We start from the raw sequence: 11,669 nt of genomic DNA on the forward strand, positions 1-11,669 counted from the left end.
CACGTTTTTTACCAACTGCATCTATTTCATCGATAAAAATGATTGATGGTGAATTATTTTTTGCAGCTTCAAAAAGTTCGTGCACTCGTTTTGCACCCATACCTACATAAATTTGGACAAAAGATGCACCACTTTGGTAATAGAAGGGTACCCCGGCTTCATGTGCAACAGCTTTTGCTATCATAGTCTTTCCAACACCAGGAGGGCCTACTAAAAGTACACCTCTTGGCATTCTTGCACCAAAATTCTTGTAACGTTTAGAATTTTTCATAAAGTCAATTATTTCTTCAAGCTCTATTTTAACATCAGCGATTCCACCAATATCAGAGAAAGAAACATCACTTTTTGTAGCTTTTACACTACTTGTTAAATCTGCTAATGAATTTAAACCTGAATTACTAGTAGGATTACTTACCTCTAAAGAGTTCTTATTTTGCCACCATCTAAAGAGTAAAGACCCAATACCAAGCAATAATATAAAAAACAGTATATAAACAACTATGTTTGCACTATTTCCAACTTCTACATTGTGGTCTCTAAACATTTTTGGACTTACTTGTGAAGATGCTATTTTAAAAACACCCTCATTTGTTTTTATAAAAATATATTTTTTAGTAGCAACAATACTAACAATATCATTTCCAGAAAGAATTCTATCCGCCTCACTTAAACTTATATGTGTCGAATTATCTCTAAGAATTGCGAATAGGACTAACGCAACAACTACAAAGGCAGATATATAAAGGGCTATTTTATTTGTACTAGAGTTGAGCATAGTTACAATCCTCTCTTACTTCATAATTTTTAACTGTGAGCCAGTTACCATTTAAATCTTCATCTGATTCAATGATTATTTTATTAAAATGCTGATCATATCCATGATAGAGTCCATCTTTTTCGCTTTCTACTAAAACTTCAAGATTACCTACAAAAGATTTTCTGAATTCATAATTTTTTTGCTCTATTAGTTTATCTATTTCATGGAGTCTTTGCTTAGCTATCTTACCATTAACTTCTGGTTTCATAGTTGCAGAGGCAGTTCCATCTCTTTTAGAATATGTAAATGAGTGCATATGTGTCAGTGGTAATTCTTTTGCATTCTTCATTCCTTCAAGCCATAACTCTTCACTTTCGCCTGGGTGACCCGTTATAAAGTCCGTCCCTATCGCAAAACCTTTAGAGTCAAGTAATTCAAAAAGTTCTTTGTCTCGCTTGTAAACATTACGTCTATTCATAATCTTAAGCATTGTTGGTGAAGTATGTTGCAGAGCAATATGGAGATGTTTTTCTAACCATGGTTCATCAAGGATTTCTTTAAATTCATCTGTAATTTGGATCGGTTCAACACTTCCAAGTCTAATACGCCGTACACCACGAATTTGAGCAATTTTCTTCATTAGTTTAGCAAGTGAAGTTTTTGTATCTTGTCCATAGCTTCCAACATTTGTACCCGTAAGAATAAATTCGCCAAAACCATTTAAGGCAAGTCTTGCAATTTGTTCCAGTATTCGAGCTTCATCCATACTACGTGCATCTCCACGAACAAAGGGAATAATACAATACGAACATCTAAAGTTACAACCCTCTTGAATTTTTATAAAAGCCCGACTCTTGCCAATAAAGTCATCTACGACACTTTCGTCAACATGATTTAAATCCCCAGGATTATAAAAAGGTTTATCTTGCGAAAGCATTAAATCTATTTGTTCTTTTTCGCTCTGTCCAAAAACACCATGTACTCTTTTTTCTTCTAAAAGTTTTTCGCCTTTAGTATGTGCCCCACAACCAGTCAAGAAAACTTTGGCTTTAGATGTTTTCTCTACCTGAGATATATATGAGCGAACATGAGAGTCTGCACCATTAGTAACGGTACAAGAGTTAATAACAATACTGTCTGCCTCGTCTTCATTTTGTGTTATCTCATACTCTTTTAAAGAACTCATCATCACTTGAGAATCGTAAAGGTTGGTACGACAACCAAAGGTTTTAAAATAAACTTTTTTCTTCATCTAAACAATCTCTCCACTTTCAGTCAAAGGTGGTGTTCTTGACTCTTCATTTTGAATATGTAACTTTTGTGTTGGGTAAGCAATTGTTATATCATCTTCCTTGTTATATGCTTCTACAATCTCTGTAGAGATTACACTTCTCAATGTAAGCGTTGCATATGCGTTTGTTAAGTACCAAGCATCAATTACGACACCATTAGGCTCAATGAATGAAAAAATTCTTGGTTCAACATTTGTATTTTTAAGACTATAGTGACTACGAAGTTTATTTAACTGTTTTCTTGTAATATCTGTATAACCTTTTGAATATTTTCTAGATATTTCTTTGGCAATATGCATAGCTTTTTTATGATTTGAGTCAAAAGTCACAGTTATATGAACTCCATCCCAAACTGTTTTTAAACTAAGATGTGAATAATTTGCAATCATTCGTGTAAACACATAGTTATTTGGTATAAATATAATCCGACCAGCTCTTCGATTAGTTGAAACAGACGTTAATGTAATATCTTCAAAAAGTGTCATGCGTAATAAAGAAATATCCATCACATCACCGACATACTGCATACCGTCCATATCTACGCGGATTCTATCTCCAACATGTATACTACCACCAAAGACAAGGACAAGCCATCCCAAGATACTCATAAACCAATCTTTCATAGCAATTGCGATACCGGCAGAAGCAAAACCTAAAATTGTCACAAGGTGACTTACATTTTCAATATAGTTGACAAATATTACAAGAATTATAAACGTTACATTCATAAAGGTAATAATTTTATTTGCCATATAGAATCGTTCATTATCAGTAATATATTTTTTAACAATAAATTTCAATAAAAAGAAAAAGAAAAATGAAACTAAAATAATAATTCCAATATTGGTCAATCTATATACTTGCTTTCCGATATCTTTGTTAATATTTATTTCTATAATTTCTAGTCTTTTTTGATACACTTCCTCAGTAACAGACATTGTATCTAACGCTGTTTCAAATCTTTTCAGTTGTTTTAGTTTTAAATTAAGACTCTCTAAGTATTTTTTTTCTTGATCTATTTTTTTAATATCTTCATAAATGGAGTTTTCTTTTCTTAGTAAAATAATAAGCTCTGAGAGTTCTTCCTTTTTGGCTATATAATCATTTAAGTATGCATTTTGTGTTTTAATTAAAGATATACCAGTAAAGATATCCAGCGGATTTGTTATTTCAGGGCTCTCTTCTATTTCAGGAGGAGTGAGTAATCTTGAAAAAGGAGCTGTTCCTTTTTCTTTTAATTTTTCAATTTGAGATGCTAGAATTTTCTCTTTTGAAACCAAGGCATTAAGTTCATCTAGCTCACTTATTGTACGACCTTTTTCTTTTAAAAATTTAATTCTTTGTTTAATTGCATCAAGTTTTGATCTAATATCTAAAGAAGTCATATATGAAGCATAACTCTTCATCCACACTGCTTCTTTTGAAATTTTTGCTTCTATTGTATCTAATTCAGATATATAGGTTCTAATTTTTTCTTCTCTTTGCGCATTTTCACTTTGAGTAAGTTCTATCACTTCAAGCGTGGTATTATTCTCTTGCTCTGCAAATAGTATTACAGAAGATAGGACTAAAAGAAAAAATACTTTCTTCATTTATCTAGCTCCCATCTCATCTAGTACAGATAGAATTAGACTTTTTTCACATGCATCAGTAATTTTAACATCTCCTATCCCAACAGGAAGAATAAATGTTATCTTTGAATCAGCACTTTTTTTATCCAAGTAAAATGTTTCATAAAATTTATCTGCGTCTAGAATTTCATACGATGTTGGAAGATCATATTTTTCTAAAAGGTCTATAACCTGAGCAGCTTCTTCTTTAGTCATTAGTTCCATTTTTACGGATGTATTATTTGCTAAAACCATACCAATGGCAACGGCTTCACCGTGAAGATATCTCTTATATTTTGTTTCATTTTCTATGACATGACCAAAGGTGTGACCATAATTTAAAGCTGCACGGATGCCATGTTCTTTCTCATCTTGCGCTACAACATTTGCTTTAGTCTGCACAGCCTGCTTAATACAGTCTCTTAAAACATCTGGGTTTTTCAAATCAGCCGTTTGTAAAAAGTGAAAAAAATCTTTATTAAAAGTAACTGCCATTTTAACAATTTCGGCAACTCCAGCAGCAAACTCACGAGAAGGTAAAGTTTCTAAAAAAGTCGGATCAATATATACTGCTTTAGGTTGGTGAAATGCACCGATAAGGTTCTTACCATATTTGTTATTCATCCCAGTTTTTCCACCTACACTTGCATCCACTTGAGAAAGAAGTGTTGTAGGTATTTGAATAAAGTTAATACCACGTTGATAAATACTAGAAGCATACCCCGTCATATCACCAATAACACCACCACCAAATGCGATAAGCATAGATTTACGATTAAAACGATTCTCAAACATAGATTCTAAAATAATATCTATGCTTTTCTGATTTTTATACTCTTCACCATCAGGAACTGTAATGACATGTAACTCTTTAGCTGTTATTTTACTAAGAAGAGTGTCAAGATGCAGAGCTGCAATTGTTGGGTTTGTTACAATCGCTATTTTAGTATCAAAATGTATACTGGCTAATGCATCTATTGTTATATCGTATGAGTTGTCTACTACTTGCTTAAGAGGAATCTTTACTTTCATTTTTTATCCAAAATTAAATTAGATATATAATACTTAATTTAAGATAAAAAGCCGCTAAAACAGTTTGTCAACAGCTCTATAATTGCACAGGAATAAAAATCTGGTGATAATCATCAAGTTTATGATAGAGCAATTCATTGTCTGTTGAGAAGAATGAAAACATTCTTCTCGCGGTGAGTTTCTGGGTAAATGGAAGTACCTGGATAAAGTTTTCTTTTTGTTTCAAAGTTCTAATAGGGTTTTCATTTTCTTTAAAAACTTTAATAGATTTAGAAAAAATAGTTGAAAGATTATAATAATGTTCTACTACTTGTTCTTTGTCTTTTTGATGTTCATTCAAGTAATTATAAAGTTCAATATTGAAACCCATTTGCTCTGAAATATCAAAAATATTTGAAGAAATTTTCTCTAAGTCACGGTTATCGTTTAATATTATTACCGCATCTTTAACTTTGGAAAAACTTTTATTTGAGATTTTAAGGACAGGTACATGCGATTCATAAAGAGTACTTCTCATCATGTGCGAATAGAACATGTCACAAGAAACTATAACTAAACCTACATGACAACGCTTAATATCATCAAAGAATTTTTCTTTTAAGTCAACACTATCATATTCAATTTCCACAATAATATCATCTTCTCTTAAATCTTTTAATCTTTGAAGTATATTTATGTTTCCGGGATTAACAATTTTTATAATCAAATCATGGTTAAATTTTTCATGTACAAATATCGCACGCTTTACGAACTCTTCAATAGTATGATGATTAACTAAATTCATATCTATATAAAGATATAAGTTTGATCCAAATGGTTCTGGAAATTGTCCAAGTTCTCTTTTAATTGCGCGATACACTGATTTTAAAACAGCAGGTTCACCAACTAGCACTAAAAGGTCATTTGGTTGAATCATTCTTCTTCTTGAAGGCATGACAAGTTTTCTATTTCTATATATTGCAACAATTCGCCAGTTTTTTTGCTCTATGACACCAATGTGTCTATATACAAAAGAGCTACCAAAGGGAACCATTACTTCCATAATCTCGCCTTCACCAATTCCAACATTTTGTGCAATTACAGGAACATTTGGCAAATAATCTAAAAGCCGTGAGGAGAGAAGTTCATTTGATTTAACTAAAACGATATTAGGATCATCATAAGTTTCTAAATTCCATTTATCTAACACTATAACACGAAGCTGTTTCTTCATACTCCGAATATTCTTAAGAGTGTTATCAATATCTATAGCATTATCCATAGCAATAATAACTTGCATAAAATCCATCTTTAAAAGATTGGATATTTTATATAGGCTTGTTGGATCAAATTCATAGAACTTAAATTTTGCAGGATTTATATTTTCATATTTTCGTGCCTTGAGCTCAACAATGTAATAAATATTCTCACTACTATATGTTTGACTTACTCTTTGTATAAAATGTGATCCAACATCTCCATCACTAATAATTAAAATTTTTTTCATTCTTTATCTCTTAGTTGCATTAACTTTTTCAACCCATAACTTTTCTTTAGCTTTTAGCCATCTTTTATCTTTAAAATAACCAGTAACTTCGAGCCAATTTTGCGTCATATTTATGGACGTAAACGACGTTGTATTTTCCCAAGTATACAATGTGTTACCATCAATATCATCATAGATATTACTTTCTTTATTTAACCGATATGTTGTAGCTTTTGAACGTACTTCTTTTTCTTTTGAAGATTTCTCTTCTTCTTTACTAGCCATAATCACATTATATTTAGAATCTTTTTTTACAGTGTCTTTCATCATTAACTCAGGAAACTGATTATCATCTTCACATATCTCTTTTGTAACAATTATAGTTTTATTTTTATAATTTATTTTATTTTTCAAAGATACTATCTCATTATCTTTGACTTTAATAATATTTAGATATTTATCTTTAAAATGTTTTATATTTTCCATATTCTTAATATTTTCATTTTTTTCTTTGGTTTTCAATGTATTAATTAATTCTAAATTTGACTTATCATTTTTTAGTACTTTTACAGCTTCTTTATCCAGTGATTGATTTAAATTATCAATTTTCACAATTAACATAGTGTTTTTCAATCGTTCTTTATCAAGTAACGATTTATACTCTTGCATCATTTTTGTCTTTTCTTGCAGGTCTTTTTTTTGCTTTTTATCTAGGTCAGTTTTTAATACTACCTTACCTATACTTTTAATATTTAGCTCTTTCATGCATCTCGTATAATCCGATCGCAAATTTTCTATATCTGCTACAATAGATTCCATTCTCTCTAGTTCATCTGCTATGGCAAAAACACCAATACACATAGCTATAATTATATGCTTCACCCTAAGCCTTTTTTACTAATTTTACACCCATCTCAACATGGTGTGTATACGGAAATTGATCAAAAATTGCCATCTCTACTACTTCATGTGTTTCACAAAGTAGGCTCAAGTCTCTTAAAAGAGTCTCCGGATTACATGAGATATAAAGTATATTCTCGTGTCTTGCTGAAAATCTACACGATGCTTCATCCATTCCAGATCTTGGAGGATCAACAAAAATAGTTGATAGAGAATATGTCTCTATATCAATATCTTTCATACGTCTAAATTCCCTAACACCATCAAGTGCTTGCACAAACTCTTCAACACTCATTCTAACAAACTCGATGTTAGTAACATCATTTAAAAGCATGTTTGCTTTAGCTGCATTTATCGAAGACTTTGAAATCTCTGTTGCTAAAATCTTTCCAAATTTTGCAGCAAAAGGAATGGTAAAGTTACCAGCTCCACAATAAAGTTCTAGTAAGTCTCCATCAATTCCGTCTAACTGTTTTAAAGACCAAGCAATCATTTTTTCATTGACTCGAGCATTTGGTTGTGTAAAACTATTTTCAATATGCTTTGATTTATATACTTCACCATTTATTGACAACGTTTCAGTTATATAATCTTGTCCAATTATAAGCTTTTGCTTACGACTTCTTCCTATGATATAAATACCTAATTCATTGGCGATCTTTGTAGCTTTTTCCTGCCATGCATCATCAAGCTTTCTATGATATAACAAAGATACAACTACTTCACCACTACTTGAACTTAAAAAATCTGCACCAAAGAGTTTAAAGCCTATCTCAGCTTTTCTAAGGGCTTCTAAAAGTTTTGGCATGATAGTAGCAATAGGAACACTAACTTGTGGACATGAATCAATCAACACTACATTTTTTTTATCTATATGGTTCATTGCGTAATTAATTTCTTCACCCGTATGCCATATTTTAAATTCGCTACGAGATCTATAATGCTGCTCCGGTGAAGTAGCTATATAAAACTGGCCACCGTAAAACTCTTTAAATCTTTGCTGATTTAATGTAACTTTATCTTCTAATTGCGAGTCATATCCATTTTCATAGACCTTACAAGCACCACACTTACCAAAATATTCACAAATCATTTTATACTCGCTATTAAATTACCGATGAGAAGGTTCCAACCATCTATAAGAACAAAGATAAGTATCTTAAATGGTAAGGCTATCATAACCGGAGGAAGCATCATCATACCCATAGACATAAGAATTGATGCAACAACCATATCTATAACTAAGAATGGTAAGAAGAGTAGGAAACCTATCTCAAAAGCAGTTTTAAGTTCACTTATTACAAAGGCTGGGATAACAATAGAAAGAGGAACATCAGCTACGCTAGTTGGGTTTTCCATTTTTCTAATTCGGAAAAATAAAGCCAAATCTTTCTCTCTTGTATTTCTAATCATAAAATTTTTAAAAGGTAGAGTTGTCTTAGCAAATGCTTCTTCGTACCCTATAGTCTCTTCCATGTAAGGCTTAATTCCATTGTCATATGCTTTTTGTCCGACTGGTTCCATCACAAAAAATGTAAGAATCATTGCCAACATTACTAAGAGCTGCGTTGGAGGAACTTGTTGCGTTCCGAGAGCTTGTCGTAAAAATCCAAAGACAATAACAAATCTTGTAAAAGTCGTCATTACTAGAACCATACTTGGAGCCAGAAATAGAAGTGTTAAAAGAACTAAAACATTTAATGAGTTAACAAGCTGTTCTGGTGTATCTGGTGCATCAAGTTGAAAATTCATTGTAGGAATAGATACAGCTTCTGCACCAAGAAGAGATGCTAAAGCGAAAAGGGTAAGAAAGACTTTTATCATTATTTAGCTGAAACTTTATCTAGAATCGAACTTTTAAGTTTTTTCTTTTGATCTGCTTCTTTACCAATAAAGTGTAGTTCCACTCTATTATTTTTCACTCGTCCACTCTCGGTAGCATTAGTAGCTAAGGGAGTAAACTCAGCAAATCCAGAGGAACTTACACGAGCAGGTTCAACTCCATCCAAAAGCAACTCTTGTAGTACAGAGATAGCTCTAGCAGATGAAAGTTCCCAGTTGTCTTTGAATGAGCTTTTTGCACCTGGTAGTTGATTGTCGGTATGTCCCTGAACGCTTACCTTCACATCATTTGGTAAATCATCAATAATTAAAGCTATTCGCTTTAAAAATAAAAGGGTATCTTCGGATTCAACTTCTGCACTACCATGTCTAAAAAGAAGTGATGCTGGAAGTTCAATAACAAAACCATCTTGAGCCTCTTCAAGAGTAATCGTTACTTCTTGCGATTTATCCATCATTTCGTTAGCATCACCAATCGCTTGCTTTACAAGATTTACAGTTTCTGCTGTTTCATCCTGAGACTCTATAGGTGTAGCTTCTTGGATTCTTTTTTTAGAAATTTCCGTTTGCGTCCCACCTTCAAGTACACTCATCGCACCAGAGAGTGACCCAATAGCTTCAGATATCTTCTTTGCATCCATACTGCTCATAGAAAGAAGTAAAACGAAGAAACAAAGAAGAAGAGACATCAAGTCTCCAAAGGCGGCTAGCCATGCGGGGAGACACTCTTCACAATCTGGACATTTTTTCTTACCCATTACTTACAACTCTTAATCAAATTGACTTACACGATTTGCTGGAGGTAAGTAACTAAGGAGTTTAGCTTCTAAAACTCTAGGTGCATCACCTGATTGAATAGACATTATTCCAGATAGAATCATTTCCTGAACAAGAGTTTCTTCATCGTTTCTTACACCTAGAATATTGTAAATAGGAGTACCAAAAACATTACCGATAATTGCACCGTACATTGTTGTTAGTAATGCAACGGCCATAGATGGACCAATTGCTGAAGGGTCTGCCATATTTAGAAGCATCGCTACCAGACCAATAAGTGTTCCGACCATACCCATTGCACCCGCGAGTCCACCCCACTGATTAAAAATATTACCATGAACCTTGTGTCTTGTATTTGTTTGTTCCATTTCAATTTCTAAAAGATCACGAATCGTGTCAGGCTCGCTTCCATCAATTGCCATCGACAAACCTTTTTTTAAAAATTCATTTTCTTCATTATTTACATCACCTTCAAGTGCAAGAATTCCATCTTTTCTTGCTTTAGTAGCAAATTCTACAAGCTTTTTAATAAGTTCTGGAACATCTGTTTGAGGAGGCTTAACAGCAATCATAAATATCTTCGTAAATTGCTTCATTTGGGATGGTTTAAAAGATATCATCAAGGCACCGATAGAGCCACCAATAACAATTAAGGCTGATGGAACATCAATATATGCACCAATACCAACACCCATAGTCATTGCACTACCAAGAAGTGCAAAAATTAAGACTATACCAATGACTGTACCTAAATCCATTTAAAAACCTTGATATAAAATATTTGTAGTTATAATACCACAAACTTTATTAGGACTAACATTAAAAAGATTTTTTTTGTATAATCATAAAGTAATTTTGTCTTAAGGATACAAATGAATTATCTGAAAATTGTGTTAGGTCTCGCTACTGTAGCTATTGTACTTTATAACATTGCTATAAGTGTACAAAAAACAGCAACACCGTATCTAGATAATCCTATACATAAAGATACTAAGCATCAAATTATAGAGCCTATAAAAGACTAAGAATTTGTTAACATTGAAGTGAATAAAATACTCACCTTAGAAGATTGTGCGATAATGCTAGATTATCTCTAAATTAAATACAATAAAAGAAGATATTAATGAATAAAGATCAAATCAGTATAATTATATTAGCTGCGGGTAAAGGTAGCCGTATGAAATCTCCTAGCGCAAAAGTTTTACATAATATCAGTGGAAAGCCTATGCTTTACCATATCATCAAAGCTTCTCAAGAAATTTCTAACGATATTACTGTAGTAATTGCACATCAAAAAGAGAAGGTTCAAGAGAAAATGGAAGTTTATTTTAATAATATAAACTTTTGTACTCAAGATGCAGAAAATTTTCCTGGAACTGGAGGAGCTATGAAAAATATCTCTCCTAAAAACGAGAAGGTTCTTGTCTTAAATGGAGATATGCCACTTATAACTGCTAACGCTTTACAAGGTTTTTTAGATACTCAAGCGGATGTTATTATGTCAATATTTGATTTGCAAAATCCTGACGGATATGGTCGAGTTATTATAGAAAATAAGCAGATAAAAAAAATAGTAGAACAAAAAGATGCAAATGTAACAGAACTAGCCGTTACAACTGTAAATGCAGGAATCTATGCTTTTTCTAAATCCGTAATAGAAAAATATATCCCTCTTCTTAGTGATGACAATGCACAAAAAGAATATTATCTTACAGATGTTATCTCTATGGCAAGGGAAGATGGCTTAAATATTACACCGCTTTTAGTTGAAGAGAACTCGTTTAAGGGAGTCAATTCCAAGAAAGATCTCTCTGATTCTGAAATTATTATGCAAGATAGAATCAAGACTACTTGGATGAATGCGGGTGTAATTATGCAACTTCCTTCAACTATATATATTGAAGAAGGTGTAAGTTTTGAGGGTGAATGTACTGTAGAAAATAACTCCCGAATTACTGGGGATACTTTAATTAAAGCTTCTCACATTAAAGCTG

The 11,669-nt window shown here is 32.3% G+C and carries 12 protein-coding genes; 2 read left to right on the top strand and 10 right to left on the bottom strand.

Going from position 1 to position 11,669, the window contains the following annotated elements; all coding sequences use genetic code 11:
- The 10 genes from ACI9TV_RS14625 to ACI9TV_RS14670 all read right to left on the bottom strand — a co-directional run.
- The coding region (locus ACI9TV_RS14625; protein WP_415251562.1) for an AAA family ATPase at positions 1 to 775 on the bottom strand (775 nt) is incomplete at its 3' end.
- Entirely contained in the window at positions 762 to 2,009 is a 1,248-nt protein-coding gene (gene mtaB / locus ACI9TV_RS14630; protein ID WP_415251563.1) for a tRNA (N(6)-L-threonylcarbamoyladenosine(37)-C(2))-methylthiotransferase MtaB, read from the bottom strand. The genes mtaB and ACI9TV_RS14625, both read right to left, overlap by 14 nt.
- The gene (locus tag ACI9TV_RS14635) at positions 2,010 to 3,641 is read right to left on the bottom strand and encodes a mechanosensitive ion channel domain-containing protein (RefSeq protein WP_415251564.1); all 1,632 of its coding nucleotides are present in this window, start codon (positions 3,639 to 3,641) and stop codon (positions 2,010 to 2,012) included. It abuts the gene before it with no gap.
- Positions 3,642 to 4,691, bottom strand: a complete 1,050-nt coding sequence (gene aroB / locus ACI9TV_RS14640; protein ID WP_415251565.1) for a 3-dehydroquinate synthase — start codon at positions 4,689 to 4,691, stop codon at positions 3,642 to 3,644.
- Between the two features lie 76 nt (positions 4,692 to 4,767).
- On the bottom strand, positions 4,768 to 6,177 hold the full coding sequence (locus tag ACI9TV_RS14645) for a COG3400 family protein (RefSeq protein ID WP_415251566.1): 1,410 nt from the start codon (positions 6,175 to 6,177) through the stop codon (positions 4,768 to 4,770).
- A 3-nt stretch (positions 6,178 to 6,180) separates the two neighbouring features.
- Complete coding sequence (locus ACI9TV_RS14650; protein WP_415251567.1) at positions 6,181 to 7,038, bottom strand: hypothetical protein; 858 nt, start codon at positions 7,036 to 7,038, stop codon at positions 6,181 to 6,183.
- A 1-nt stretch (position 7,039) separates the two neighbouring features.
- Positions 7,040 to 8,149, bottom strand: a complete 1,110-nt coding sequence (gene trmA / locus ACI9TV_RS14655) for a tRNA (uridine(54)-C5)-methyltransferase TrmA (protein ID WP_415251568.1) — start codon at positions 8,147 to 8,149, stop codon at positions 7,040 to 7,042.
- Positions 8,146 to 8,880, bottom strand: a complete 735-nt coding sequence (gene fliP, locus ACI9TV_RS14660; RefSeq protein WP_415251569.1) for a flagellar type III secretion system pore protein FliP — start codon at positions 8,878 to 8,880, stop codon at positions 8,146 to 8,148. Before fliP ends, trmA begins: the two co-directional genes overlap by 4 nt.
- The gene (locus ACI9TV_RS14665; RefSeq protein ID WP_415251570.1) at positions 8,880 to 9,656 is read right to left on the bottom strand and encodes a flagellar motor protein MotB; all 777 of its coding nucleotides are present in this window, start codon (positions 9,654 to 9,656) and stop codon (positions 8,880 to 8,882) included. Before ACI9TV_RS14665 ends, fliP begins: the two co-directional genes overlap by 1 nt.
- 12 nt (positions 9,657 to 9,668) lie before the next feature.
- The gene (locus tag ACI9TV_RS14670; RefSeq protein ID WP_415251571.1) at positions 9,669 to 10,433 is read right to left on the bottom strand and encodes a motility protein A; all 765 of its coding nucleotides are present in this window, start codon (positions 10,431 to 10,433) and stop codon (positions 9,669 to 9,671) included.
- A 114-nt stretch (positions 10,434 to 10,547) separates the two neighbouring features.
- Here ACI9TV_RS14670 and ACI9TV_RS14675 point away from each other — a divergent pair, with 114 nt between their 5' ends.
- Positions 10,548 to 10,700 carry a hypothetical protein gene (locus ACI9TV_RS14675; RefSeq protein ID WP_415251572.1) on the top strand — a complete coding sequence of 51 codons (153 nt, stop codon included), beginning with the start codon at positions 10,548 to 10,550 and terminating at the stop codon, positions 10,698 to 10,700.
- A 98-nt stretch (positions 10,701 to 10,798) separates the two neighbouring features.
- Positions 10,799 to 11,669, top strand: an 871-nt coding sequence (locus tag ACI9TV_RS14680) for an NTP transferase domain-containing protein (RefSeq protein ID WP_415251573.1), incomplete at its 3' end; no start/stop codon positions are given.

The sequence above is a fragment of the Sulfurimonas sp. genome (assembly GCF_047622445.1).
GTDB lineage: Bacteria > Campylobacterota > Campylobacteria > Campylobacterales > Sulfurimonadaceae > Sulfurimonas.

Bases quoted from the DNA above. Each gene is read 5' to 3' on its own strand.
- aroB (WP_415251565.1), bottom strand. From the start codon at position 4,691: ATGAAAGTAAAGATTCCTCTTAAGCAAGTAGTAGACAACTCATACGAT.
- ACI9TV_RS14645 (WP_415251566.1), bottom strand. From the start codon at position 6,177: ATGAAAAAAATTTTAATTATTAGTGATGGAGATGTTGGATCACATTTT.
- mtaB (WP_415251563.1), bottom strand. From the start codon at position 2,009: ATGAAGAAAAAAGTTTATTTTAAAACCTTTGGTTGTCGTACCAACCTT.
- ACI9TV_RS14635 (WP_415251564.1), bottom strand. From the start codon at position 3,641: ATGAAGAAAGTATTTTTTCTTTTAGTCCTATCTTCTGTAATACTATTT.
- ACI9TV_RS14665 (WP_415251570.1), bottom strand. From the start codon at position 9,656: ATGGGTAAGAAAAAATGTCCAGATTGTGAAGAGTGTCTCCCCGCATGG.
- ACI9TV_RS14675 (WP_415251572.1), top strand. From the start codon at position 10,548: ATGAATTATCTGAAAATTGTGTTAGGTCTCGCTACTGTAGCTATTGTA.
- trmA (WP_415251568.1), bottom strand. From the start codon at position 8,149: ATGATTTGTGAATATTTTGGTAAGTGTGGTGCTTGTAAGGTCTATGAA.
- ACI9TV_RS14670 (WP_415251571.1), bottom strand. From the start codon at position 10,433: ATGGATTTAGGTACAGTCATTGGTATAGTCTTAATTTTTGCACTTCTT.
- fliP (WP_415251569.1), bottom strand. From the start codon at position 8,880: ATGATAAAAGTCTTTCTTACCCTTTTCGCTTTAGCATCTCTTCTTGGT.